This window comes from Pantoea sp. PGP6 (assembly GCF_053474785.1).
Genome location: NZ_JBQBMA010000002.1, coordinates 23,302 through 49,257 on the forward strand (window position 1 = coordinate 23,302; position 25,956 = coordinate 49,257).

At 50.7% G+C, this 25,956-nt stretch carries 22 protein-coding genes, 3 pseudogenes and 1 other annotated feature; of the genes and pseudogenes, 15 read left to right on the forward strand and 10 right to left on the reverse strand.

Translation table 11 applies throughout. From position 1 onward, the window contains the following. Positions 1 to 550: 550 nt before the first annotated feature. Together ACLIBF_RS20490 and ACLIBF_RS20495 are read right to left on the reverse strand one after the other, a co-directional pair. Entirely contained in the window at positions 551 to 1,159 is a 609-nt protein-coding gene (locus ACLIBF_RS20490) for a glutathione S-transferase (RefSeq protein WP_448310439.1), read from the reverse strand. 547 nt (positions 1,160 to 1,706) lie between these two features. Further along, entirely contained in the window at positions 1,707 to 2,771 is a 1,065-nt protein-coding gene (locus ACLIBF_RS20495; RefSeq protein ID WP_448310440.1) for a mechanosensitive ion channel family protein, read from the reverse strand. A gap of 305 nt (positions 2,772 to 3,076) precedes the next feature. On the opposite strand from ACLIBF_RS20495, the gene ACLIBF_RS20500 reads away from it, so the two are divergent. Then, positions 3,077 to 3,343 carry a hypothetical protein gene (locus tag ACLIBF_RS20500; protein WP_448310441.1) on the forward strand — a complete coding sequence of 89 codons (267 nt, stop codon included), beginning with the start codon at positions 3,077 to 3,079 and terminating at the stop codon, positions 3,341 to 3,343. A 566-nt stretch (positions 3,344 to 3,909) separates the two neighbouring features. On the opposite strand, the gene ACLIBF_RS20505 is transcribed toward ACLIBF_RS20500, so the two are convergent. Then, positions 3,910 to 4,428 (reverse strand): Ail/Lom family outer membrane beta-barrel protein, encoded by a 519-nt coding sequence (locus ACLIBF_RS20505; RefSeq protein WP_448310442.1) that lies wholly within the window; start codon positions 4,426 to 4,428, stop codon positions 3,910 to 3,912. Between the two features lie 588 nt (positions 4,429 to 5,016). On the opposite strand from ACLIBF_RS20505, the gene ACLIBF_RS20510 reads away from it, so the two are divergent. The 3 genes from ACLIBF_RS20510 to ACLIBF_RS20520 all read left to right on the forward strand — a co-directional run bounded on the left by ACLIBF_RS20510 (position 5,017) and on the right by ACLIBF_RS20520 (position 8,234). Then, positions 5,017 to 5,940: an IS5-like element IS903B family transposase gene (locus ACLIBF_RS20510; RefSeq protein WP_001118618.1), complete on the forward strand. Its 924-nt coding sequence runs from the start codon at positions 5,017 to 5,019 to the stop codon at positions 5,938 to 5,940. A 252-nt stretch (positions 5,941 to 6,192) separates the two neighbouring features. Further along, positions 6,193 to 7,176, forward strand: a complete 984-nt coding sequence (locus tag ACLIBF_RS20515; protein WP_448310443.1) for a DUF1852 domain-containing protein — start codon at positions 6,193 to 6,195, stop codon at positions 7,174 to 7,176. A gap of 26 nt (positions 7,177 to 7,202) precedes the next feature. After that, positions 7,203 to 8,234: a methionine synthase gene (locus ACLIBF_RS20520; RefSeq protein ID WP_448310444.1), complete on the forward strand. Its 1,032-nt coding sequence runs from the start codon at positions 7,203 to 7,205 to the stop codon at positions 8,232 to 8,234. 158 nt (positions 8,235 to 8,392) lie between these two features. Here the strand turns inward: ACLIBF_RS20520 and ACLIBF_RS20525 are convergent. Further along, positions 8,393 to 8,588, reverse strand: a pseudogene (locus tag ACLIBF_RS20525) (integrase); the annotation flags it as partial. Positions 8,589 to 8,856: 268 nt separating this feature from the next. Between ACLIBF_RS20525 and ACLIBF_RS20530 the strand changes: the two are divergent. From ACLIBF_RS20530 to ACLIBF_RS20540, 3 genes and pseudogenes are all read left to right on the forward strand, one after another. Beyond that, positions 8,857 to 9,224, forward strand: a pseudogene (locus ACLIBF_RS20530) (transposase); the annotation flags it as partial. 36 nt (positions 9,225 to 9,260) lie between these two features. Continuing rightward, positions 9,261 to 10,471, forward strand: a pseudogene (locus ACLIBF_RS20535) (IS3 family transposase). Next, positions 9,539 to 9,655: a sequence feature (AL1L pseudoknot), on the forward strand. (Overlaps the previous pseudogene by 117 nt.) 46 nt (positions 10,472 to 10,517) lie before the next feature. Next, positions 10,518 to 10,940 (forward strand): GNAT family N-acetyltransferase, encoded by a 423-nt coding sequence (locus tag ACLIBF_RS20540; RefSeq protein ID WP_448310445.1) that lies wholly within the window; start codon positions 10,518 to 10,520, stop codon positions 10,938 to 10,940. A 118-nt stretch (positions 10,941 to 11,058) separates the two neighbouring features. Here the strand turns inward: ACLIBF_RS20540 and ACLIBF_RS20545 are convergent, their stop codons facing one another. Continuing rightward, the gene (locus ACLIBF_RS20545; protein WP_262287887.1) at positions 11,059 to 11,328 is read right to left on the reverse strand and encodes a DNA polymerase III subunit theta; all 270 of its coding nucleotides are present in this window, start codon (positions 11,326 to 11,328) and stop codon (positions 11,059 to 11,061) included. A gap of 71 nt (positions 11,329 to 11,399) precedes the next feature. On the opposite strand from ACLIBF_RS20545, the gene ACLIBF_RS20550 reads away from it, so the two are divergent. After that, positions 11,400 to 12,533, forward strand: a complete 1,134-nt coding sequence (locus ACLIBF_RS20550) for a glutathione-independent formaldehyde dehydrogenase (protein ID WP_038626485.1) — start codon at positions 11,400 to 11,402, stop codon at positions 12,531 to 12,533. 356 nt (positions 12,534 to 12,889) lie between these two features. Here the strand turns inward: ACLIBF_RS20550 and ACLIBF_RS20555 are convergent, their stop codons facing one another. Beyond that, positions 12,890 to 14,026: an alpha/beta hydrolase gene (locus ACLIBF_RS20555; RefSeq protein WP_110877687.1), complete on the reverse strand. Its 1,137-nt coding sequence runs from the start codon at positions 14,024 to 14,026 to the stop codon at positions 12,890 to 12,892. A 199-nt stretch (positions 14,027 to 14,225) separates the two neighbouring features. Here ACLIBF_RS20555 and ACLIBF_RS20560 point away from each other — a divergent pair, with 199 nt between their 5' ends. Then, positions 14,226 to 15,110, forward strand: a complete 885-nt coding sequence (locus tag ACLIBF_RS20560) for a LysR family transcriptional regulator (RefSeq protein WP_110877688.1) — start codon at positions 14,226 to 14,228, stop codon at positions 15,108 to 15,110. Positions 15,111 to 15,181: 71 nt separating this feature from the next. On the opposite strand, the gene ACLIBF_RS20565 is transcribed toward ACLIBF_RS20560, so the two are convergent. Then, a complete protein-coding gene (locus ACLIBF_RS20565; RefSeq protein ID WP_262287898.1) occupies positions 15,182 to 16,342 on the reverse strand; it encodes an IS30 family transposase in 1,161 nt (386 codons plus the stop codon). A 163-nt stretch (positions 16,343 to 16,505) separates the two neighbouring features. Beyond that, positions 16,506 to 17,114: a DsrE family protein gene (locus tag ACLIBF_RS20570; protein WP_448310446.1), complete on the reverse strand. Its 609-nt coding sequence runs from the start codon at positions 17,112 to 17,114 to the stop codon at positions 16,506 to 16,508. 527 nt (positions 17,115 to 17,641) lie between these two features. Here ACLIBF_RS20570 and ACLIBF_RS20575 point away from each other — a divergent pair. The 5 genes from ACLIBF_RS20575 to ACLIBF_RS20595 all read left to right on the forward strand — a co-directional run bounded on the left by ACLIBF_RS20575 (position 17,642) and on the right by ACLIBF_RS20595 (position 22,821). Continuing rightward, positions 17,642 to 17,860 carry a hypothetical protein gene (locus ACLIBF_RS20575; protein WP_448310447.1) on the forward strand — a complete coding sequence of 73 codons (219 nt, stop codon included), beginning with the start codon at positions 17,642 to 17,644 and terminating at the stop codon, positions 17,858 to 17,860. Positions 17,861 to 18,457: 597 nt separating this feature from the next. Continuing rightward, on the forward strand, positions 18,458 to 20,158 hold the full coding sequence (locus ACLIBF_RS20580; protein ID WP_448310448.1) for a DUF4942 domain-containing protein: 1,701 nt from the start codon (positions 18,458 to 18,460) through the stop codon (positions 20,156 to 20,158). A gap of 105 nt (positions 20,159 to 20,263) precedes the next feature. Next, positions 20,264 to 20,629: a hypothetical protein gene (locus ACLIBF_RS20585; protein ID WP_448310449.1), complete on the forward strand. Its 366-nt coding sequence runs from the start codon at positions 20,264 to 20,266 to the stop codon at positions 20,627 to 20,629. Between the two features lie 679 nt (positions 20,630 to 21,308). Continuing rightward, positions 21,309 to 21,905 carry a hypothetical protein gene (locus ACLIBF_RS20590; protein WP_448310450.1) on the forward strand — a complete coding sequence of 199 codons (597 nt, stop codon included), beginning with the start codon at positions 21,309 to 21,311 and terminating at the stop codon, positions 21,903 to 21,905. 64 nt (positions 21,906 to 21,969) lie between these two features. After that, the gene (locus tag ACLIBF_RS20595) at positions 21,970 to 22,821 is read left to right on the forward strand and encodes an LPD29 domain-containing protein (protein WP_448310451.1); all 852 of its coding nucleotides are present in this window, start codon (positions 21,970 to 21,972) and stop codon (positions 22,819 to 22,821) included. A 260-nt stretch (positions 22,822 to 23,081) separates the two neighbouring features. Here ACLIBF_RS20595 and ACLIBF_RS20600 read toward each other — a convergent pair whose 3' ends face one another. After that, positions 23,082 to 23,582: a lytic transglycosylase domain-containing protein gene (locus ACLIBF_RS20600; protein ID WP_448310452.1), complete on the reverse strand. Its 501-nt coding sequence runs from the start codon at positions 23,580 to 23,582 to the stop codon at positions 23,082 to 23,084. Between the two features lie 395 nt (positions 23,583 to 23,977). Here ACLIBF_RS20600 and ACLIBF_RS20605 point away from each other — a divergent pair, with 395 nt between their 5' ends. Continuing rightward, on the forward strand, positions 23,978 to 24,379 hold the full coding sequence (locus ACLIBF_RS20605) for a relaxosome protein TraM (RefSeq protein ID WP_448310453.1): 402 nt from the start codon (positions 23,978 to 23,980) through the stop codon (positions 24,377 to 24,379). 49 nt (positions 24,380 to 24,428) lie between these two features. Here ACLIBF_RS20605 and ACLIBF_RS20610 read toward each other — a convergent pair whose 3' ends face one another. Then, positions 24,429 to 25,754: a hypothetical protein gene (locus tag ACLIBF_RS20610; protein WP_448310454.1), complete on the reverse strand. Its 1,326-nt coding sequence runs from the start codon at positions 25,752 to 25,754 to the stop codon at positions 24,429 to 24,431. Between the last annotated feature and the right edge of the window lie 202 nt (positions 25,755 to 25,956).

Below are 25,956 nucleotides of genomic sequence, written 5' to 3' on the forward strand. Positions count from 1 at the left end.
ATACGGGCAGTACGGGCTTAATGCAATATTTTTGCTTTAACCTTTCCTGCGATGCAGATATCTCGATGGGGTCAAACCGTTCAGAAAAGCGAGAAAAGTGAGGTTGGCGGAGAATAAGTCATTGAAACAACTAATGTCTATATCGTTAAGCACAATGAGGCATAACTGTCAGCCTGTTTATACAGAATGTCTGCTTCCTGGATCTCCGCAGTCTGATTTCACTGATTACAGTGAACGTTGTGGTGAATTGAGACATCCCGGAAGAGACGTGAATAGGCGATGTGTGCCGTCGTCCCGTACCTTGCTGGAAAGAAGTTCAAAGCCGGGCCAGCGCCTGCCTGTTCAGCCCGTCACTCTATCCAGCCGAATATTGTGCGATTAGCAAGATGCTGATAGCCGGACTTAACCGCAGCCGCGGTTGAGCCGCCCCGACGGTAAACTGGCACCGGAATCCATTTTCATCCATAGCAATAAGCCAGCCCTGTATGGAATGTGAAGCCGAGGGCAGTTCAGCTATCACGGCCTGCGTTACCGCGCTTTAAATGACTCTTCAGGCCTGGTTCATGGGCGTTGTCAAAAATTCCGGTCGCTGTTCGGCCAGTAGTGTAAATCCGGCCCCTTCAGGATAGCGCGTACGATTCACCGTATCCGGCAGCATCAAATCTGTAAAACTCCAGGCTACTGCAATAGTAATACCGGCTACAGACAACATGTCTGGGTGACTTTCCCGCAGCCCGTTATCCAGCGTTTGCCAGGCGCCATGAAGTTGTTGAGTGACCCGATTCACCCAGGGCTGATGTTGTTTTTCTTCCGGCCTGACACGCTTTTCATACACAATCTGTACCGCTTTTTCGCAGGCTGCCAGGGCGAATCCGGTAAGACGCAGATCCCGTATTTGTTCCGCTTCAGACGCTGATGTGGGTGCAGGCGTATGACCGCAATATTTTTCAAGGTAATTAATGATCAATGTTGAGTCGATCAGCACCTGATTATCATCTGTGATAAGCGTTGGGACTTTAACGGCTGGGTTAATTTGTGATAAGGCGTCAAAATCGCTGAATACCGAAAGCGGGCGATGTTCAAAATGAATACCCAAAACCTTCATGTAAATAGCAACCCGTCTGACATAGGGTGAATCCAGCATTCCGATCAGGATCATGGCTCTACCTCATATTATGTTGATTAACAAAGTCAATTAACTGTGCGGCGACAGGCAAGGGAGCATCTTCCATTAGAAAGTGTCCGGCCTGCTCATAGATATGCAGTGTGGAAGAGACAATGTCGCGCTGCAAACGCTTTCCATACTTAACGGGTTGCTACTCATCTTCGGCGCCCCATAAAATCTGTACTGGCAGCCGGAGTTGCGGCAGTTTTTCTGCAAAGTCAGTGGTGTAACAGGCAGTAAAGTGTGCAACCTGATGCGGATAAAATGAAGGCTGGCACCACACCACAAAGCGGCGCGAGATAACTTTCCGGCCACGCTAAACCTGGTCTGTCACAAGAGTGGCAATGCTATGCGGAGGCTGAAAACTATGCCGGATCGACGCCGGCGGTCATATAAATCAGGCGATTGACTGACTGCTCTGGCCTGGAGCGGAAAGCAGAGTGCGGCACGTTTGTGAGAGGCGGAAGAACAGCGGCCCTGACGCCGAGAAGGCTCACTGTATCTTCCGCTTTTATTCGGCTGCAACTCACCTCACCGCCTGTCAGGCAGCGGTATCGGTAAGTGACGCCCTGACGTGAGGCAGGCTCTGCGGGTAATTCTGCTGAATAAATTCAATCATTTTTTCCCGGACGTGACAGCGTAAATCAAAGGCTATCGGGGAATTTTGCGCGGTCATCAGCATCCTGATCGTCATGGTCTTCTCGGTGGTATCGGTCACCTGAAGCACCTGAGTTTCCCGATCCCAGAGTTTGGTTTCATTCAGCACTTTTTCAAAATGCTGTCGCAGCGGTTCTAACGGCATTGAATAATCAACGTAGAGGAAAACAGAGCCCAGAATCTGCGCATTATTGCGCGTCCAGTTCTGAAACGGATTTTCTGTAAAATAGGTGATGGGCAACACCAGTCGGCGCAAATCCCAGATTCGCACCACCACATAGGTCAGGTTGATCTCTTCAATCCAGCCCCATTCTTTTTCTACCACCACGGCGTCGTCAATTTTGATCGGCTGGGTAAAGGCGATCTGAATACCGGCAAACAGATTGACCAGCGACTTCTGCAGGGCAAAACCAATGATGATGCCGGCTACGCCAGCACCGGCGAGGATAGTGGTACCGAATTTTCTCACGCCGGGAAAACTGAGCAGAATCAGAGAGAGGCAGAATAATACCAGTATGACAATGACCACTTTCTTTACATAAATAATCTGTGTGCGAATTTTACGCGCACGAAGGTTATTCGAAATATTGATGTCGTAGCGGATATATAGCATATCCTGCGCCACGTTCGTTAATCGAATTAATACTGAGCAAAACGATAATATTATAAAAACATTCACCGTATTGGTAATAAAAACCAGCAGATCCGGGTGAATGTCGATGTAATTAATCCCGACATTGACCATCAATAAGGGAATGAATAGGAACATCGAGCCACGAAGATGTTTTTCGAGGGATTTGAACAGTTTTCGATCACGACTCTGCCAGTAGCGAATAAACCTGAGAAGGATAAGGCGTGCAAGAAAACCCAGTACAAATGAGAGCGAGAAGAGTAATACAACAGGTACCCATGATGGCAAACCAGATAACTCATCAAATATCAACGGCATTATTTTCCCTTATATTCAGCTAACAACCCTGAGTTGTCAGATAAGTGTCAAACATTCAGTAACCGTTGTCTTCACGGTTATCCGTTAAATGCGCAGCATTTATTATGAACCATAGCCGCAGGGTTAACCGAAATTGTTTTGGCTGAGGTGGTCCGCCCGGACATTGGCGCGGATGAACACCCTGAGCACTTCACGTGACGCTCAATGGATTAAATATCCGTGATGGCTTTCAACTGAGCCGTCTTCATCGCGCCCGCCAACAGGGCATCCAGGTGCAATAACATCACTCCTCATAAGGACTGTCTATGCGTGCTGCTATCGTTTCCCGTTTTGACATGCCGCCTTCATATGGCGATTTTCCTGAGCCGCAGGCCAGCGAAGGTGAAGTTGTGATACGTGTGCAGGCTGCGCCTATGAGCCCGATCGTTAAGCGTCTCGCTGCGGGCAGGTACTATACGCGTGCGGCTGAGTCAAAATTTGTTCAGGGCATTGATGGCGTGGGAATTAGCCTGGATGAACAACGAGTCTACCTCCTGTTTGCTCTATCACCGTTTGGTTCAATGGCTGAGTAGGTACTTGTCTCAGTTTGTTCAGTCGTGCCGGTTCCGGACAGCGTGGGTGATGCACGGGCTGCAGCGGCGATAACTGCCGGACTTTCTTCCTGGCTGCGCTTACACAGCGACCCGGATACTCATGCAGGCCACGGCGAATCGGGGCTCACGGCTGGGGGAACCGTGTCTGCGGTATATTCAGCTGGGCTCCATTGCTGGCGAAAAAATCTCTGTTTCGGCGTCGTCCCTTCACAGCTCGGGCCTTGAAATTCTGGGTAGCGGCATCCGCAGCCTTTCCGTCCAGGCACTGGTGAATGGGGCGGGTGAGTTGCTGGCTGCCATTCCACTGAGCGGATTCCACACGCCGCTACGAACCTCTGCGCTTTCAGAGGTAAGCAGAATCTGGCATGAAGAGACCGGCCAGGAAAGGCTGATTCTGATCCCGTGACGATCTTTTAACGAGGTTGATTTATTCATCCAGGAAAGCGATATTCCGGACGATCAGCAACCAGACAGAAAAAAGCCACTCTACTAATCTTAGGGTGGTTTTATGGATGATAAATTACCCTGGCGGGTTAAGGAGCCAATCAGAATCTGTAGCCCGCACCTGCAGTGAATGTCTTCACCTGAGTATCAAAGAGTCGCGATCCCTCATAGCCCAGATCAATAAAAATATCTTTTACGGGTTCGATTTGTAGCCCCGCACCATAGGAGAACGCCGTATCGTGATCTTTGATCGTCTCTTTGTTACCTGCATAGCTAACATCAATTTTGTAGCCTGCCCGACCCACACCCACCATCGCATACGGTTTAACCCAGTCAGTGAGCTGATAAGTCGCACCTATCATTAATGAGCCATATCCGAGAGTACCATCCGTTTTCACCCCGTCTTGCTGGTTTTTGTCACTGTCACCGGTCAGCGTCACCGACGTGATTAAGCCCAGAGCAGAATCATCGGGCTGATAACCATACTTAATGTTACCTCCGTTAAGGTGATCCCCATCGCCGATATCAGAACGTGAATAACCTAATCCAAATGAATGCTGTGCAGCAAATAACGGCGCAGCAGCGGTCAATACAACAACGGCTAAGCAAAAATTACGCATTCAACATCATCATTTTAAGCAGCAGAAATTCTAAAAAAAGCCCTATTGCGAGGGCTGAGGTAAAGCGGTTGTCAGGGGGAACAAGTTAAGTCCCTGGCTATATTCCTCAAATTAACGGGCAATTCTGTCAGAAGCTTTTTAAGAACATATCTGAGTGGCCCGCTTAAGATGCGCCTGAATAAGGCTTAGAAATGAGCAGCAGCTGAATGACCGGAGCGTTGTCCTGAAAGGCCGTGACCGCCAAAAGCGTTGCTATGAGCGTTGGATGAGCCGTTGTTATCACCGCTATGCGCATGGGTATGTTCTGATTTACCAGCAATCCCGCCTTTAGCCACAGTGCGTTGAAAAGCTGAAACATAAGGGACAGCGATCTGTAAAGCCGGTGCCAGAGCTGAGGCGGTAGTGATTGCTGTCTGTCCATTAATCGTGACGCTGACCGGTGTATCAGGCTTCAGGCTACCGGCTGCAACGTTAATGGTGTGTGCAGGCGTTGAAGCAGATAACGTAGAGGGGCTTTGTTGAATAAATCGAACTTTTGCTGAGTTGAAGGATCAGATCACGTATCTTCCCGACAACGCAGACCGTTCCGTGGCAAAGCAAAAGTTCAAAATCACCAACTGGCCCACCTACAATAAAGCCCTCATCAACCGTGGCTCCATAACTTTCTGGCTGGATGATGAAGCTATTCAGGCCTGGTATGAGTCAGCAACACCTTCTTCACGAGGCAGACCTCAGCGCTATTCTGACCTTGCCATCACTACTGTGCTGGTCATTAAACGCGTATTCAGGCTGACCCTGCGGGCTGCGCAGGGCTTTATTGATTCCATTTTTTCTCTGATGAACGTTCCGCTACGCTGCCCGGATTACAGCTGTGTCAGCAGGCGGGCAAAGTCGGTTAATGTCAGTTTCAAAACGCCCACCCGGGGTGAAATCGCACACCTGGTAATTGATTCCACCGGGCTGAAGGTCTTCGGTGAAGGCGAGTGGAAAGTCAAAAAGCATGGCCAGGAACGCCGCCGTATCTGGCGTAAGCTGCATCTCGCCGTTGACAGTAAAACACATGAAATCATCTGCGCTGACCTGTCGCTGAACAACGTTACGGACTCAGAGGCCTTCCCCGGGTTAATCCGGCAAACCCACCGGAAAATCAGGTCAGCCGCCGCCGATGGCGCTTACGATACCCGGCTATGTCACGATGAACTGCGGCGTAAGAAAATCAGCGCGCTTATCCCTCCCCGAAAAGGTGCGGGTTACTGGCCCGGTGAATATGCAGACCGTAACCGTGCAGTGGCTAATCAGCGAATGACCGGGAGTAATGCGCGGTGGAAATGGACAACAGATTACAACCGTCGCTCGATAGCGGAAACGGCGATGTACCGGGTAAAACAGCTGTTCGGGGGTTCACTGACGCTGCGTGACTACGATGGTCAGGTTGCGGAGGCTATGGCCCTGGTACGAGCGCTGAACAAAATGACGAAAGCAGGTATACCTGAAAGCGTGCGTATTGCCTGAAAACACAACCCGCTACGGGGGAGACTTACCCGAAATCTGATTTATTCAACAAAGCCTCTTTTAACTGATCATGAACATCCTTCACGTTCGGTGAAATTAAATCACTTTTCCTCAACCACCGAGTGAGGCATAAAGGATGCATTGTTAATATCAATTGATAATATGAAGAGTCGCCAGCGGTGTTCAGTTTATCTCCGCTATAAATCGCGAATTTCATATTTTTGAATCAGACGATCAGGGTGTCAGATTGCGATGAATAATGCATTTACATTTACTCTTAAAAGCCTGCGTTTCGACGAGAACTATAATCCGTCTGAAAATACCCGCATCACCACTAATTTTGCCAATTTAGCCCGGGGTGAAAAGCGTCAGGATAACTTACGCAACGCCCTGGTCATGATTGATAATCGTTTCAACTCGCTGGCGAACTGGGATAACCCGAAAGGCGACCGTTATTCTGTTGAGCTGGAAATTATCTCGGTGGCGTTATCGATCAATGCGCAAGGCCGCAATGATGCCTTCCCGGTCATTGAAGTTTTAAAAACGCATATCATCGATCATCAGACCCAACAGCGCATTGAAGGCATTGTCGGCAATAACTTCTCATCGTATGTGCGCGATTATGATTTCAGCGTGATGTTGCCGGCACATAATAAAAACAGAAGCGACTTCAGTACGCCGGAAAATTATGGCGTTCTGCATGGCAACATCTTCAAAAGCTTTGTTAATTCTGCGGCGTATAAAGAGAAATTCAGTAAGTCGCCGGTGATATGCCTGAGCGTATCCAGTAAAAATACCTATCACCGGACCGGTAACCAGCATCCGGTGCTGGGGGATGAATATGCACAGAATGAACCCTCGCTGACCGATGACTATTTCGCGAAGATGGGACTGAGGGCGCGTTATTTCATGCCGCGTAACAGCGTTGCGCCGCTGGCTTTTTATTTCCAGGGTGACCTGCTGCACGATTACAGCAACCTCGAACTGATTAGCACCATCAGCACCATGGAGACGTTTCAGAAAATATATCGGCCTGAAATCTACAATGCCAATTCGGCGGCGGGAAATGTCTATCAACCCAGTCTGACAAATCAGGATTATTCATTAACGCGAATTGTCTACGATCGAGAAGAGCGCAGCCAGTTGGCCGTTGAGCAGGGTAAATTTACTGAAGAACTTTTCATTAAGCCCTGGCAGACACTTCTTGAGCAATGGTTTGCCCAGCCCGTTGTCTGAATCATCCTAATAAAAGGTTATTTATCATGAACACATTATTACCGACATCAACTGCTGGCAGTTTACCTAAACCTTCATGGCTGGCCCAACCGGAGACGCTGTGGTCGCCGTGGAAATTGCAGGGTGACGAATTAGTTGAGGGCAAACTTGATGCGCTGCGTATCAGCCTGGCCGATCAGCTGCACTCAGGTATCGACATTGTCAGTGATGGTGAGCAAACACGTCAGCATTTTGTCACCACTTTTATTGAACACCTCAGCGGTGTCGATTTTGAAAAACGTCAGATCGTAAAAATCCGCGATCGTTATGATGCGAGCGTGCCGTCAGTGGTCGGTGAGGTTGCCCGCCTGAAGCCGGTATTTGTTGAAGATGCCCGGTTTTTACGCCAGCTGACCAGTCAGCCGATCAAATGGGCGCTGCCCGGTCCGATGACGATGATTGATACGCTTTATGACGGTCACTACAAAAGCCGCGAAAAACTCGCCTGGGAATTTGCCAAAATTCTCAACCAGGAAGCCAGAGAATTAGAGGCGGCCGGCGTCGATATCATCCAGTTTGATGAACCCGCTTTTAACGTCTTCTTTGATGAAGTCAACGATTGGGGCATTGCCGCGTTAGAAAGAGCCGTTGAAGGGCTTAAATGTGAAACTGCCGTCCACATTTGTTATGGCTACGGTATCAAAGCCAACACCGACTGGAAGAAGACGCTCGGCACCGAGTGGCGGCAGTATGAAGAGGTCTTCCCTAAGCTGCAGAAATCAGCCATCGACATCATCTCGCTGGAGTGTCAGAACTCGCGCGTACCGATGGATCTGATTGAGCTGATCCGTGGCAAAAAGGTAATGGTAGGGGCAATTGACGTGGCAACCAACGCTGTTGAAACCGCTGAAGAGGTCGCCAGTACCCTGCGTAAGGCGCTGCAATTTGTTGATGCGGATAAACTTTATCCGTCGACCAATTGCGGCATGGTGCCGTTATCCCGTCAGGTTGCCAGCGGTAAACTGGCAGCGTTAAGTGCGGGCGCGGACATCGTGCGCCGGGAAATCCTCGGTAAATAATCTTCCCTTCAGCGCAGCTGAACAGGCTCAGTCCGGACCGTTTAATCCGGCCGGTTTTCGGAGCTCTTCCGGACTGAGTTCATCTGGATCTGCGCCGTTTTAGCGGCTGTAAAAAGGGTCTTCTGCAAAACCCCTGCAAAACTCTTCTGCAAAAAGGATTATTTTTTGAGCACCAACTGCTTCCATCCCTGGTCACGATCGTCGTTATATTTATCTGTCATCTCCTGTCTTTTCTGACCCAGCAGCGTACGGATCGACACCCTGTTTCCGGTAAAGTCGTTCTGACAGCGAACGCTGTTCATGGAAGGTTGGTGCTGCGCCTGTTTCCCATTTAAGGCCTGTTACCTGACGGGCAGCCATCCCGAAGAAAAGTTGCGTTGTCAAAGCCATGGACAGAGCCATAGGAGGCTTGTTTTTATGCTTCGCGGCTAAACTTGCTCTCAGTTCCCGGTAACCTGATCGTCTCTTGCAAAGCTGAGGTGTTCGCTTTTGGAACAAAGCAGCCTTACCGGGGCATGGTCCGCTTTGAGCGAAAAGCGGACATATTCAATGAAAGCAATCGGAAGCCTTTTATGGCCCCTGTTTGGCTTTCAGTTCTGCGGCAGATCAAAGCGCATTCAGGCCTGGACTGAAGCAGGATTACCATCTGCTGACATCAATTAAGTCTGTCGGACTCAGTTGGGGATGCATATGCTTGTCGTGCTTCGCAGCAATAACGTTGAGTCAGCTGAACAGGCTGCAGCTTTTCTGGGTGTGGTGCCTGTCGAAAAGCGTTCTGGCACATCAGTACGCAGCTGCCCCCGCATGTCGAAAATCGGTCCGCCTCAATTAAGAGCAAAGCTTTACATGTCAGCCTTATGCGGAAAAATTCACAATAAATGGATGTGCAATCTCTACGATGAGTTATGTCTGCGTGACAAGCCGAAAATGGTGACCATCGGTGCCCTGATGAGAAAACTGGTGCACTGGTGTTATGAACCGCCCCGGTAATCCTGGAGACTACACTCTTTGAGAGAGGTAACCAGGATGACAAAACATAACCGATTTCCCCCTGAAGTTCGTCAACGCGCTATTCGTATGGTTCTGGAAAACCAGAATACCTACAACTCACAATGGGCCGCTATCTGCTCCATTGCCCCTAAGATCGGCTGCACTCCCGAGACATTGCGTATCTGGATCCGTCAGCAGGAGCCCGTTGATGATGAGCAGAATGCGCTGACTGCCAGCGAACGCCAGCGTCTGAAAGAACTGGAGCGGGAAGTCCGCGAGCTGCGCCGCAGCAATGATATTCTGCGTCAGGCTTCAGCGTATTTTGCCCAGGCGGAGCTCGACCGCCACTGGAAAAAATAATGTCGCTTCTGGAAAATCTGAGCGGTGAACACGGGGTCGGGCCAGTCTGTCATGAGCTGGATATTGCTCCGTCAACGTACTACTGGCATCAGCAACGCCGGAAGTGTCCTGAACGACGCAGTAGTCGGGATAAACGCGATGCCGTGCTGATACCTGAGATACAGCGCGTATACGAAGAAAACTACAGCGTTTACGGTGTGCGTAAGGTCTGGCGACAGCTAAAACGTGAAGGTGTCGGCGTTGCCCGCTGCACCATTGAGCGCCTGATGAAAGCCCTGCAGCTACGTGGGGTGACACGCGGCAAAAGTGTCAGAACCACCCGCAGCAACAAAGCCGAAACACCGCAGGATCGGGTGAACCGGCAGTTCGTGGCTGAACGGCCCGATAGTCTTTGAGTGGCCGATTTTACCTACGTCAGCACCTGGCAGGGGTTCGCATATGTGGCCTTCATCATTGATGTGTTCGCCGGTGTTATCGTGGGCTGGCGGGTCTCATCCACGATGGAAACGTCGTTCGTGCTGGATGCACTGGAGCAGGCGCTGTGGGCCAGACGCCCGAGCGGTACCATCCATCACAGCGACAAAGGTTCGCAATATGTGTCACTGGCGTACACGCAACGGCTGCAGGACGCGGAGCTGCTGGCTTCAACAGGCAGCACGGGCGACTCATATGACAATGCGATGGCAGAAAGTATCAACGGGTTGTACAAAGCGGAGGTGATCCACAGGCAAAGCTGGAAAACCCGACAGGATGTTGAGCTGGCTACGCTGAAATGGGTGGACTGGTACAATAATCACCGATTGATGGAACGGACCGGATATATCCCGCCAGTGGAGGCAGAAAAAGCCTATTACGCTTCGCTGAATGACCGGGATGTGGCAGCCTGATCACTCAGGCAAAATACTCTCCAGGAAAACCGGAGCGGTTCAGAATATGCGTGTTCGCCTGACCACTGAAAACGATGCTATACCCCTGATTACTATCGACATTGTTGCCCAGAGCCAGCCAAAAGGTGCGGCGCAAATCCGCATCTGGTGTGCCTGGTCTGTCTGTTATATTGCCGAACTGCAGGGAATAGCGATGGGATATGGCGTGCTGAACTACCATTTCTTCGGCTACGGCTTTATTGAAATGCTGATGGTAGGGGAACACTACCGCCGCAGGGGTATCGGTCTGGCGTTGATTGCAGCATTGAAGTCCCGCTGCCAGCACCCGAAGCTGTTCACCTCCACCCATCGTTCTAACCTGCCAATGCAACGGCTGCTGTTGAACGCCGGATTTATCCCCAGCGGTCAGGTCGACAATCTCGATGACGGGGACCCGGAAGCGATATTTTTTATTCCAGCCTTAACGTAGCGCAGAGAGAAGGGTACACAGACACCCATATCCAGGGTGCCAGGCTCAGCGAGGCCAGGGTTTTAGCGACCTCTGTATCTAACGGGAAGTGCCTCTCTGAGAAGATTCTGGCAGTGAATCAGGCAAAAACTGGCCGGGTGTAAGGTAAATCATCTTTCTGATAAATCGGGTCTTTACCTTCAGGCTGCGTCTGAGATTGCTGCCGATAATTGATAACTGTTTTACGCAAATATTCCCGCAACGCTACCGGCTGCTGCCGCCCGGCTTGATGCGGCATGATCCTGACCTTTTCCCGGCTGTCTTTGACCGTCATCCCCGGCCAGCATTCCTCAACGTATCCGATAAGAAACCTCCCGATTGCCTTGCTGTCGATTGCGTTATCAATCATGGCAGCTAAACTTAGTTGACACTTACCCGGTCGGGCAGCCACACCTTTCCGGCCGCAAGCAGGAGAAGATCATGAAAGCAGTTATTTACAACGGTCCCTATGATGTAAAAGTTAAAGACGTGCCGGATGCAAAAATTGTTCGCCCCACCGATGTGCTTGTCCGCATTACCACCACCAACATTTGTGGATCGGATTTGCACATGTACGAGGGTCGGACCAGCTTTGAGCAGGGACGTATTTTGGGGCACGAAAACCTGGGTGAGGTGGTTGAAATTGGCTCAGGAGTGGAGCGTGTTAAGGTCGGTGACTATGTCTGTCTGCCATTTAATGTCGGATGCGGTTTTTGCGAGAATTGTGAAAAAGGTCTGACCGGTTTTTGCCTCACCACCAATCCCGGTACTGTGGGCGCGGCCTATGGTTTTGCTGAAATGGGCTCCTGGGAGGGTGGTCAGGCGGAACTGCTTCGGGTCCCCTTTGCAGACTTTAACTGCCTGGTGCTTCCGCCTGACGCAGTAGAAAAAGAAGATGATTATGTGATGCTCTCTGACATTTTCCCTACCGGCTGGCATGCGACAGAACTCGCCGGATTAAAGCCTGGCGAAAGCGTAGCCATTTACGGCGCGGGGCCGGTGGGTCTGATGGCCGCACACTCAGCCATGATAAAAGGCGCTTCACAGGTATTTGTAGTGGATACACACCAGGACCGTTTAGCGCTGGCAGAGAAAATGGGGGCGACGGGCATCAATGCGACCGGCGATGAAGCCGTGCAACGAATTCTCGACTTAACTGACGGACGCGGCACTGACTGTGGCTGTGAATGCGTGGGCTATCAGTGCTGTAACAAACATGGCCATGAAGATAATTCGGTCACTATGAACAGCCTCGTTGCATCAACCAAAGCAACCGGGGGAATTGGTGTGGTTGGCGTGTTTATTCCGCAGGATCCGGGAGCTGCATCAGACCTTGCCAAAGAAGGTAAGATGCCGTTTGATTTCGGCAGTTTTTGGTTTAAAGGACAGTCAATCCGCACCGGCCAGGCGAACGTCAAAGCCTATAATCGTCAGCTGGCCCGTCTGATCCATCAGGGTAAAGCCAGCCCGGGCGGCATAATCTCACACCGTCTTTCACTTGCTGAGGCGCCTGAGGGATATAAGCACTTTGACGATCGCGATGAGGGATGGACGAAGGTTATCCTTAAGCCTTAACTGACGCTGATCGGTTATAAAAGTTAAATCGGAACAATTAAACCGGAACAGTGTAGAAATATCGACAGGATACCATTGCGTATCCTGTCATAATATTTATCTTCTGCTGCCAGGCTCGCCCCTGTATCTATTGTGATGTTTAATGACGCATTATGAATATTATCAGGACCTGTGAATAGCGCCCGATCTTCTTCAGGCATAAACGAAATAAACGCTATTCATGTAATAACGATGAGAGTGGGTGAGAATGAAGTGCGATATTATAAGGTTTCTATGTAACGTCAGATCTGGATAGATCCAGAGTCAAAGCCACCTGAGTATTACAGGTGGCTTTTAAACGATTCTGAGCTGCGTTTTTACCTTAAGCTGGTTTTGAAAAACTGTTCAAACCTGGCAAAAGGGATCTTACCTGCAGCGTTGTCGTATAAGTCCACGTGGTTTGCGCCGGGGACGATCACAAGCTCTTTTTCAGTGCTGCCAACCGCTTTGTAGGCATCTTCTGCAAAATAGCGCGAGTGCGCTTTTTCACCTGTAACAATCAACACAGGAATAGTGATTTCATTTGCGTAGCTAAGCAGCGGCATATTCATAAACGACAAGGGCATCGTTGCATTCCATGCGCCATTAGAGTTAACAGAACGCTCATGGAAGCCGCGTGGCATTCTGTAATAATCAAAAAACTCTTTCAGTACCGGGTGTGGATTCGCGGGTAATGTTTCCGGCAGAATTCGCTCAGAAGCGCTTACGCTGCCATTCTTATCCACATTAATATCGTGACTACCGCGGGCGATAGTTCCGCTTTCAGCATCTTTCCAGCGCTGCTCGTTCAGGTACTGTAATACGGCACGGCGATCGGCTGTTGAATAACGGTCTTTGCCATCACCAACGCCATGTCCCATCGCCCGGCTCATGTCGTACATCACGCTGGTCGCAACTGCTTTTACGCGTGTATCCATCGCCGCCGCATTGAGTGCCATGCCTCCCCAGCCGCAAATACCGAGTAATCCAATACGATGGCGATCCACCTCTTTTTGTAATCCAAGGAAATCAACCGCCGCGCTAAAGTCCTCAGTGTTGATATCCGGAGAGGCGACATTACGCGGATAGCCACCACTTTCACCCGTGTAAGAAGGATCGAATGCCAGCGCAACAAATCCCTGTTCGGCCAGGGTCTGTGCATACAGGCCGCTTGATTGCTCTTTGACCGCACCGAAAGGACCACTTAATGCAATCGCAGCCAGTTTACGTTCGCCCCGGTTTTTGGGGATGTAAAGATCCCCTACTAATATGATCCCGTAACGGTTCTGGAATGCCACCTTGCGATGATCAACCTTATCGCTCTCTGCAAAGGTTTTATCCCATTTTTCTACCATTGAAACAGGCGAGTTCGGATTAGATGTGTCAGCATAACTCATTGTCGTAACTCCACTTAATGATACGCATAGCAGCATAGCGGGTAGCGCGGCTGTCAGCTTTCTGGTGAAAACATTCATTTAAATTCCCCTGAAAAAGAAAAGTGAGGTACCGGTTTCATACGGAGAGTACTGCTGTGCTTTGATGCAATGCGCTCATTATAGGTAGCAGAAATAGTGCTGATTAGAGGGTAAAAATTGCTAGGATTAATAGCATATTGTTATAAATGAAGGGCCGCAGCAGACATCATTTGCGGCCAGATATTCTGAGGACGCGCAAATGGCAAAACGGGAAAACTATAATGAGCTCTACTTGTTTATGCAGGTGGTGCGGGAGGGCAGTTTCACTGCAGCGGCACAACGTCTTGGACTTGCACAATCAGGTGTTAGTCGTTCTGTCCGTGACCTTGAAGAAAGGCTGGGTATACAGCTTCTGGTTCGCACTACGCGCAGGCTGTCGTTAACACAGGCAGGTGAGCAACTGTATCAGACAACAGAATCCGGATTTGATGCTTTAGATACGGGTCTTGCCACGCTGGCGTATTACCGGAATACCCCGTCCGGTACGGTACGCATCAATGCCAGCCAGCATGCTATTGATAAAGTTCTTTTACCGAAGCTGGCGCTATTTAAGCACCGTTACCCCGATATCAGGCTTGAACTCATCAGTGAAAGCCGGTTCGTCGATATTATCGCTGAGCGGTTTGATGCCGGCGTGCGGCTGGGGCCGGAGGTAGGACAGGGCATGGTCGCGGTGCGTATTACACCTGACATGGAGATGGTTGTTGTAGCTACGCCCGAGCATTTTCGTCGCTATGGCTTTCCACAAACACCGGCTGATTTAGTGATTCATCCTTGTATAGCCTACCAGTTTGCCGATGGTAGCCTTTATCAGTGGGAACTCCTTCAGGACGGTAAAAAAATAACGCACCGACCACAAGGACAGTGGGCCTTTTCTGACAGCTACATGGAAGCAAAAGCAGCCAGACTGGGGCTGGGGCTGGCTTATGTCCCGGAGGAACTGGTCGCTGATGATTTAGAGCAAGGCAATCTTATCAGGGCGTTGCCACGTTACAGCCAGCGCCTGGAAGGTTCATTCCTGTATTATCCTCACCGCAATGTGTCGCCGGCACTGAGAGTCGTCATTGATATACTGAAAATCTGAAGTTTAGCTATTTATATTCTTCGTTGTTCCGCTCTTTGTTATCGGAATAACGTCCGCTTATGGCTGTGAGTTCAAGCGATGGATGCAACACACTTATTAAACCGCTCTGCGGGTGATTCATAGTCTAGCGTTTTTCTCGGTCTTTCGTTGAGCTGTCTGGCAACACTGTTTAGTCTTTGCTGGCTGTGAACCGATAAGTCAGTTCCTTTTGGAAAATACTGTCTGAGTAATCTGTTTGTATTTTCATTTGAGCCGCGTTGCCAGGGGGATTGAGGATCGCAGAAATAAATCTGTATGTCTGTCGCTATAGTAAACCGAGTGTGGCTGGTCATTTCAGCGCCTCGATCCCATGTTAGTGTTTTATAAAGCTCAACAGGTAACTCCTGTGCTTGTTTGATGAGTGCAGATATAACAGTTATGGTCTTATTGTCCCTGACTTTGGCCAGCATAACAAAACGGGAATGACGCTCTACGAGGGTGACGATATAGGAGTTTTTCGAGCCCTGGATCAGATCACCTTCCCAGTGACCAGGTATGGCTCTGTCTGCGACTCCCGGTGGCCTTTCGCTGATAGGTATCGCATTCGGGATTTTCCCTAATCCTTTGCCTTTAAGCGATGATGTTCTGGATCTACGCACGACTCTTCTGCTTCTGAGGCATTGCTGCAGTTCTTTTTTTAATGCACCCCGGGTTTGTATAAAAAGCGTTTTATACATCGTTTCGTGTGACACATGCATTTCCTGACTATCCGGATAACAGCGTTTCAGCCAGCCGGCGATCTGCTCCGGCGACCAGTCCTGATGCATCTTCTCTGCAATGATGTTACACAATGCGGGGCTTTCAATTAGCTTGCAAGGTTTTGGTCTCAGAGCATTTTCCCACGCAGCAGTATCGGCTTTTGCTGCCCGGTATTTTTTTGCACCGCCGTGCCTCCTGATCTCGCGGCTAATCGTTGAAGGAGCTCTTGATAATTTGGCAGCGATGTCCCTGATGCTGCGTTTTGCTACCAATCCTCTGGATATCTCCTCTCTTTCATCAAGCGAAAGCGCTAAACGGTGCCGCTTTCGCACGGGAGGACGGTAGCCACCTGTCTGGTGGATTGTAGGCATAATAGAAGAGTGAAATCTGTCGAACATTCTGGCGATATCATGCAGAGAATCACCTTGCTTGTATCTGTCCCAGATAATCGCCTTTTGTTCTGGCGTGTAGTAAATGCGAGTTCTTCGTTTCATGGCAACGCCCCCCTTGATCAAGGATAGCGTTGCATCGACCCATTGAACTCACAGCGAAGAGCGGACGTAATGTCATCGTTCGGTATGAAGTGGTACTTGTGAGCATATTCATTTCAGCAAGCAACCAGCTTGCAAAACTCTCCAGCCTACCATGCAGCCCGATTTACATTTCCAGGAAGGCATAACCCCTGTTTTGTAAGGTTGTTATGGTGGTCAGTGCGGAAGGCGTATGTATAACCGAACCAGCGATCCATTCCTTTCTATAATGATGCCAGGCGATAGCCTGATCGCATATACTCACATTAACTCCCTGGCTTTGAAGGGCCGAAATGAGTTTGAGGTTTGGATTGTCAGTTCCAAATATTTTTTGATAATAAACGTTATCAAGCATCGCCGGCGTTGCTCCACCGTTCACCGCAACGACAAATTTGAGTTTGTTTACTGGAACCCCAGCTGCAACATAGAGGTTAACCACCTGCGCGACGTTTTCCAGTGCCGGATTCGGCAATGATGTGTTAGCTCCGGCCTTGCCCACTTTGAAAACAATTTTATTACTCAGGTCTGGAGTAGGCTGAAAGGCAGCACTGCGGTCATAGTGAATCTCGCCATAGCCTTTCACGGCTGGTGTAGCCCAAAAGCCAGCAGCCTGCTCTTTTGAAACGCTGACAGAAGAATCAGATAGGGTATTGAATAAAAAATGATTATTACAAAGCGCAGCTCCTGTAAGCCCGCTCGTGATTGCAATTAGTGCTCCAGTTATAACAGCACGCATGTTTCCCCCTGAGTGGCTTAAGCCTGAGTGCCCTGTTTATATTAGTGAAGAAGGACATTAACAAAAGCATTATGGCATCAGCTAGCGAGTCGTTAATTAACTTTATTCTTTAACACCGTTTTGTTTCATGTTTAGAGATTATTCTTAAGCAGAAGAGCCAAAACGTACTTCAAGTTAATTAATTTGGGCTGCTTTCTATAATTTGATATAGCAAAACGTTAATGCCCGCTTCTGGCACAAAGCGGACACCAGCATCAACACCTCGCTGGCCCCTCTGGTTCTCCGGCAGGGTAGGGTCGACAGCCCTGCTGCGCTTACCGGCTGGAGCCTGATGGTGAAGGACTGAAACTGTGCCGCTGTAAAGCGCCTCGCTTGCAAATAAGAACTCTTTAGCCAGAATCTACAGCTGCAAAGACAGCATCAAATGTGCACCTACGAGAAATCCTTGTAATTTTTGCCCGCTGCTCCGTTTGCGGGCTTTTTCGCATTCACCCATCAAGAGCGGCCGGACAGATAACGGAGCATTTATGACAGAGAAATCAGCAGATTATGTACATAACGGCGGTAAGCATTATGCGAACGATGACATGCAGTTCAGTGTCTCAGGCCAACAGCAGGAGAAACCGGAGCTGGAAGAAAAAGTCTGGTCACTGTTTGGTGAACTTGAAGCCGCGGCGGATAAAACAGAACAGGAAGCCATTCGTGAAAAAATCTGGCAGCTGACTGAAGATAACAGTGATAAATAATCTGGCTGGTCCGGAATAAAACTATAGTCAGGTTAAATCTTTATTAAACAGCCAATTAATGAACCTAACGCAGGCATTACAGTCTACAGTTAATGCGGAGGTCTCCTCTGTAACGAATTTTAACCCGCCCTGTGCGGGTATTTTTTTGCCCGCAATCCGCAACAAAAAAATAATAGCCAACGCATCGTCCCGCCGAAGCCCCAGCAGCGCCGGGTCGTCGGCGCTTTGTGCTTACCGGCTGGGGTCCTGTGGCAACGTCAAAGGCAACCCCTGCAGCGGGCTGGCGCCAGCGCGCTCACTGGCCACATAAAAACGTGGCCGCTGCGGACCGGCCCGGCACCGAGGTGTGCCGTTCCGGGGCTGTGCCCTGTTCATCCTTCCGCGTTGTGTTTTGTTCCCCTGAACCCCTTCGCCGTGCAGAAACCTGGCACCCGGGCGTCTTCACGCAAGGGTCGCGCGCTAAACGGCTGCACCCGGTCCCTGCGGGCTGCGGCTTTGCCGTTTCCCCCTGCGTTCAGCCTGATGCCCGGTTGCCTGTTCTGCCCTCACGGCGAGGAACTCAAAGAAACATCACTTAAACCACACGGGAGACACAACATGTCACAGCAGAACTTCAACACCACGGCTTCAGAATCTAAAGAATCATCTCTTTTTAACGGCCAGGGCGATCATGGCGGAGCGGGGGAACTGCTGGGCGATAACTTTTATGCGCCGGTAGAGGCGGATCTGATTGATTCCCTGCTGGGACGCTATCAGCACACCCGGGCGAAAATTGAAGCCATCGCCAGCATGGTGACCAGCGGTGAAAACGCGCCTGCGGTGGCGCACTTTATCAGCGGCAATCTGAGCAGCCGCCGGGGCTATCACGGGCGTTCCGTGGGCGAGATGTTCAGCGTGCCGGGCGCGGTCGCGTCCCTGAATGCGGCATTCTGGCAGGAAGCGTTAGACCTGACGGACGTTTACCAGTACATGCCCAACGATCGGCGCAACGAGTGGAACGAGCAGATCCGCGAGATGAACGCGCCGGACTTTGAGGAGAAAACCGTACGCGCCACGCTATCTGAGCTGCTGTTCTCACGCGAGAAGTTTTTTGCCGAGCGCACAGATGGCATTTTCCGCAACCTGTCCGGGGAACACGTCACCAACCGCCCGGAGGGTTTTGGCAAGCGCATGATCATGGCGCGCGTGTACGACGAGTGGGGCGGCAATAATTACGACCGCACCGGCTACATTGATGACCTGCGCCAGGTGATCGCGAAATTCATGGGTCGGGATGCCACCAGCTACCGCACCACAGACAAAATTTTGCAGATTGCCCGCAAGCGTGCCGGGGAATGGCTGACCCTCGACGGCGGCGCGCTGCGCGTGAAAGCCTTCCTGAAAGGCACGGCCCACCTTGAAATTCATCCCGATATGGCCTGGCGGCTTAATGACATTCTGGCGTTTCTGCATCCGGCAGCGATCCCGGCGGAGCACCGGCAGAAGCCGCGCACAAAGTCGAAGACCTTTAACCTGGCGTCGAACCTGCTGCCGTTCAGCGTGCTGAGCGAACTCAGCGAGCTGGAGATCGAGCGCACAGAGCCGCAGCAGCGTAACCGCTGGGAAGAGCCACGCCAGCCGGTTACCACGAACCCGAATAATCGCCGCTTTAAAAACCTGATGGACTTCGATAAGGGCGTGCGCGCGGAGGCAGAAAAAGTGCTGATAAGTATTGGCGGCGTGAAGATGGTCAGAAACGCATTTACCTGGTTTGAATTCGACTACGACCCGACCACGGCAATTCAGGATATTCAGCTGAGCGGCGCGCTGCCGGATCAGAAAACGCACCAGTTCTACCCGACAACCCATGCGCTTGCAACGCAGCTGCTTGATGAAGTGAATATTCAGGAGGGCGAAACCTGCCTGGAGCCGAGCGCGGGTATGGGCGGACTTGCGGATTTGATGCCGCAGACGCAAACCACCTGCGTGGAAATCTCGCCGCTGCACTGCCGCGTACTTGAGGCCAAAGGGCACACCGTAACTGAAGGCGACTTTCTGCAGTGGGCGCAGGAAACCCGCCAGCGCTTTGACGTCGTGGTGATGAATCCACCCTACAGCGAAGGCCGCGCCGTGGCGCATCTGAACGCAGCCGCTGCGCTGGTAAAAGAGGGCGGGCGCGTGGGGGCCATACTGCCAGCGGGAATGGACAGGAAAGGTGTGCTGCCGGGCTGGGACTGCAGCTGGTCAGAACCAATGGAGGGCAAGTTTGAAGGAACGGGCGTTCGCGTGATGCGTCTCATGGCGTACAAGCCGGAATAACAAACAGAAAAAAGGCAGGGTGTTAACCCTGCCAGATTCCGCCCCTGGTATCTGCGACGAAGCCGGGGCATCAGAGAAACACTGACCACAGAACAGGAGATCAATGTGTCTACAGCGCAAACCTTAACACTGGATAACCAGACAGTAAACCCGGAATTAACCGGGACGCGCGAGCCGGTGCGAATGGACGTTATCGAAGAGATTGCCGCAACGGCTGCGGGAACTGAGCGACCGGCACTTATCTGGGGCAATACGGACCGGGCAACGGTTGCGGCCGAAGCATTGTGGATATTTGCCCGGCGTACCGGTTTAGACGGAAGAGGGGACGAAGCTTACACGGCTGTGCAGGATCTGATAGCTAACCTGATGCACCTGTGTGAACAGGAGGGCATAACGGACGAAAATGTAACATTTGCGTCGCTGGTCAGTTCTGCGGAAATGCATTATCTGGCCGAGCTGGAAGAATGTTAAAAGCAGTAAGCGCGGGGCTGGCTATGGCCCTGTAGCTGCTTCAGCCGCGGCTTTAAAAGCGGGCGGCCCTGCGGGCCGGGAAAAGACGGTGCTGACGCACCGTCTCTCTCCCTTCGCCTGCGCTTTCTCTCTCCGGGACGCTGTCTCACGGTCTTCTCTCTCTGCTTCCTGCTGCTCTCTGTTCTGCTGCTGTGCTGCAGCTGCGTCTCCGGTTTCCTGTCCCTGAAGGTCAACGGCATTAACAGCCTGATGGCCCCCTCCGGCTCCCCGGCGTTGCCGGGTCGTCAGCCCCACTCCGCTAACCGGCTGGGCCGGTAAGCTCCGCCAGACCGCGAAGCGTTCCGGGCCTGGCGGCTGGGGTCTGATGGCAACGGCCAGGTCAACCCCTGCAGCCGGCTGTGCCGGCGCGTTCACTGGCCACAAAAAGCCGTGGCCGCTGAGGACCGGACCGGCATAAGACCGCCGTCCGGGGTGTGTTCATGCCCGCTTTTTCGTCAGGTGAGGCTGTTCCGGTCATTCCAGGCGCGGAGGGCTGGTCGTAGCACCGTCATTCATCAGACACAAGGGTGAAATGCACGCCTGCGGCGCCCTTGTGTCTGCTGCCTGCCGTTGCTCCTTTGCCCTTTGCCGCGACTGGAACGACCGAAACATGAAACCTCACACGCACAGGAGAACTGCCATGAACACACATAACGTCAACGTCAACACCGCCACGCCAGAATCTCCCAAAACATGGATTAACGGCCCAAAAATCTGCGTCAGTGCAAACGATCTGCGCACGCGCTGGCACGTCACAGGCGAAAACGGCGAAAAACTCACGCCGTCAGAGGGGAAGCACTACCCGGCGCGAAACGGCAGCTATGGTGTGGACGCGCTGCTGCTTGATGAAACAGATGTCATCGCGCTGATGGCTGCCGGACATACCGCGTTGCCGTGTCTGGCGAGCTCAGGCGGGGGCATGACGGCGCTGTACGACCTGGGCGAAAAGGCCGCCGGGCGTTACCTAATTGCCAGCCGTGGCCAGATTTTTTACCGCACGGATTCATGGCAGGAAGTGCGCCGGAAGTATGTTCGCCGGGCCTCAGAGGTGCGGAGCGAGGAAGTGCAGAAGTTTCTCGATAACTTTGACGCGGCGATGGCGGCAGGACTCGACCTCTACAAGGCAAGCGACGTCGCGCGTGGGATTATCTCACTGGAAAATGCCCTGAACCCGGCGACTGAAAATCAGGCAACTACTGATACCGCTGATACCACTCTGAACGAGATCCCCTTCTGAAAACGTTGCGCGGCCTGTAAGGGCGGGCCGCTTTTTCGTCTCAACTGATTTAAGGAAAACTGAAATGAAAATGCACAATGCGCAGGCAGTGGTCATCGGTCAGGTTGTCAGTACAGTTCTTTACAATCGCGGGCGGGGCGTCGTGTTCGCCGTTCATGGTGAGCAGAAACCGGCATCAGTCGGGTCGCTTTCGGGCTACGTATCTTACGGGGGAAATGCCACGTTTGATATTGCGTTTGAGAGCGGCGGAATATCTCGCGGGCTGCCGGAAAGTATCCTGCACGGAAAACAGTGGAGCATATTCCCGGAAATAAAAAGCGGGGAAGAAACGGCGCGCATTGTAAAACATGCCGAGTCGGAAGAACGCCGCAAGCAGCAGAGAAAAGAGGAGGAAGAGCGCTTTTATGCAGCTGAATGCGAGCGTTTAAAAACAGCAACGGAATATGCGGCACTTTCTCAGGATAAAAAAGGGGCCGTGCAGGTAACATCCAATATTCGTAAGGAGCTGAAGGCCAGGTTTCCGGGTGTTAAATTCTCAGTTCGTAAGCGCAGCTATGACAGCGTAAGTATTAACTGGATGGACGGGCCGACAGAGGAAGAAGTAAAAGCCGTAACGGATAAGTACAAGGACAGTTATTTTGACGGCATGCAGGATATGTCCGTTTCCTGTGCCTCTCCGTTCAACCGAATTTATGGTGGCGTGGGATACGTTTTTACCGACCGGCATTATTCGGACGGGATGAAGCAAAAGGCAGTGGACATTATCGCTAAAAAATATGGCGGGAGTCTGGAAGGTGAGGAAATAACTCTTTCGCGTTTTAATACCGGCGAGCTTTACCGGGTCGGGCGCGATTACTTCTGGCACAGTCAGGGTGTGCAGGGTGAGATAAACAGAACTCTTGCGGAAATAAAATAACAGTCACCGGGGAGTCTGAAGGTTCCCTTTTTTATGCCTGTTATCCGCCGCGGTATTAAACCGGAGACGAATAAACATAAACCGGCGCGAAGTCGGGAACAGGCGACACATAAGAAAAAAAGAGGATTACTCAGGTTACCCGTTCCCAGTATTGATCCGGGATCGGGTAATTCTGTGCGCAGGGTTCATTACTGGCGGTAAGATTGTCTGGCACAGAAAAAATAAAAGGAGGTGCGGGCCTTAACGGTACTAAAACCTGATTAGCCGTTGAATACCTTACGCGGGATCGTACCAGCCTTAATGGCCTTGTAATGTTTATCAATCAGCATCGCATAGTTATAGCGGTTCGTTACGGTCACCGGCAGGTTTTTCATTCCCGCGTTGTACATTCCCACCGCCAGCCACGTTGTGCCGTACTGATTGAAATTACGGCGCAGCAGCATGGCACCAATATAAATATTCAGACACGGCTCGCTGAGCAGCTTTTCTTTGCTGAGGCCCGGGTACTCTTTCTGTAAGCGGCGCATTGTGACCGAATTAATCTGCATGAGCCCGTAGTCACTGCTGCCGGGTTTTCCATCTTTGGTCCGGTTGGTATTTACAGCTGCCGGATTATAGCGTGACTCCTGCCAGGCGATAGCGCGCAGATAGTCCGGATCGATGGAATACCATTCACCAGCTTTAATAAAACAGTCCGCATTCACGCTGGCGGAGAAAATGCCTGTCGCCAGCAGGGCTGCAGCGTAAGTAAATAAACGCATTGCGGCTCCTGATTTGAAAAGTTCGGGGTAGGTGTCAGGCTCAATAATATCATAAGAGTCAGGTTTTTACACACCACTCGCAAATTTATTTTTGCATATTAAACTATTTAAAATCAGCGAGTTAGTTGTAAATCGTAGAGCATTTAACCAGCGTTAACTTACCATGCGGTAACCCTGTGGGATCCTGAAGGTTTTTAAAAGGTTACCAAAAGGTTTGTTTTAATATTATCAGTAAGTTAAAATCAAATTTCAGCCATTGGTTTCCAGATGGTTACTCCATTTTAGACCGATTGTTACCTGATGGTTACCAGTAAACCTATGCCCGAAACTTTGCATTCGGACTGGTCCGATGTGAAACTTGTCTGCGTGAATTAAAATGAGAGAGAGAAAAAAATATGAATGATGAAAATTCAGCAAAGCGTAACAGGGTTAACCTTACCATCCCTTTTTCACTGCTGGAAAAGATTGATGCACACGTCGAAAAAAAGCTGGAAGACGGTGAGTCTCGCGATACTGCTAACCGATCAGCGTTTGTGATGGAAATGTTCAAGCTCGGCCTCCGTGTTTATGAAAATAAAATAAATAAAGATGCCTCTGAAAAGACACTTGACCAGAAGCTGGAATTTATCGCTAAAAATGTGCTCGTCAGTGGCTTTATCACTGACGCTATCTTTGGCATTCAGAAAGAAACTGTCGATCCCGAAAAGGTCATCAAAAATGAAATGGTTCTGGACCCGGAGTGGGTGAAGGCTGTCAATGAGCGTGTTGCAGGAAAATTGCAGGAATACTTTAAATAATTAATCATTACCTGATGCGCATCCCTTGCGCATCAGGTGAAATGGATTATCAGTCTTTATTACTCTCTGAATCAGTATCCTCTTGTCGCAATACTTCAAGCTCTTTTTTCTGCGCATCACGAATATAACGCCGCAGGGTAAGCGCATTTATTCCGTACTGCGTGTAAACCTGCTTACGGGTAATTCCGTCCCGCAGAACGGCGTTAACGGCCTGATCGCGGTCGCGTTTAGACAGCACGTTTCGATTATCGTACTTGACGCGTTTTTCCTGAATGTCGGGTGAGTCTTTCTTTTCCCTCCATGCATCTTTTACGGTAGAGACGGTCACGCCGAGAATATCGGCCGTCTGTTGCAGTGTTTTTCCCTGAACACGTAAACGAACCGCATCCTCTTTTAATTCTTCCGGGACAGGTCTGTAATCGTCGCTTGTGCCGACGTATTTTATCAGCGTTTCTGTAGTGATGTCGTATTCAGCAAGAATATGCTTCCTGAGCACGCCCTCGCTTAATTTCCTCTTTATCGTCTCAATGTCATCAGGCGTCAGCTTTCTTTCTCTTTCGCGGGGAGTAATTTCTGTGCCGTCACGTTCGGCTATTTTTTTGACAGCCTGATAAATGGCCGCGCGTGATACGCCGCAGGCTTTCTCAATTTCATCCAGTGTCATTTTTGGCTCGGCGTGATACATGCCCGCAATCAGCTCCCACTGCTTCCAGCGGTATTCCATTGCGGAATTTCCCTTACGTTTTTTAATCAGCTTGTAAACGTAAGATTCAGAACAGCCCTGTTCTTCGCATATATCTTTTACGCGCCAGCCGAGCATGACCCGCTCCATTATTTTATCCGCACTGGGGCCGCGTTTATTTCCGGGAAAACTCTCAGGCACGGCGTCTTTATTACCATCAGCCGATGATTTCACACCAGGCAGTGCAGGTTTTTTTTGTGGCTCCGTTATATCACCCGGATCAGTAAATACCGCCTTATTAAGGCTGTTCTTTAATTTACGGGCCTGCCAAAGATTTACGCCGGGGCGGGGAAGGGGAGAAAAAAAATCTGCATTAATCATTATCCAGGCGGCCGGATCGGCCACGTCTGAATAATCTTTTATCTGCGCGAGTGAACGTTCGGCCGTTGCCTGCAACAGTCTGGCCGGGACGCGATTTTTAATAAAGGCGAGCAGCGGAATGGTGACCAGCTGGCAGGCATAAAAGCGGTTTTCTCTGAAGGTGACCTCATACCAGCCCGGGTCACGCATGTAATGCAGAAGGGCATCATTGAGTAGTTCACTTAAGGCTTCCTCATGATTTGTCCTAAAAATCTCAGCCGCAAAGCCCGCCGGATCGGCGACAAGAACAACCAAATCGGCAGTTTCAGGCATGATTTTTCATTCTCATTCAATCGGTTAGGAACTTAAGTGAAATTTCTCACTATGACGATAAGTGAAATTGATCAGCAAGATCAATAACTTATATTGAAGTGCGCCATCCGGAAGCGTAAAAAAACGTCAGCCGGTTAAGAAACCGTAAGCATCTGTAGCAATCCCACAGATTTGTAAAGGAGGAGTAACCGGCAAGCCAGAA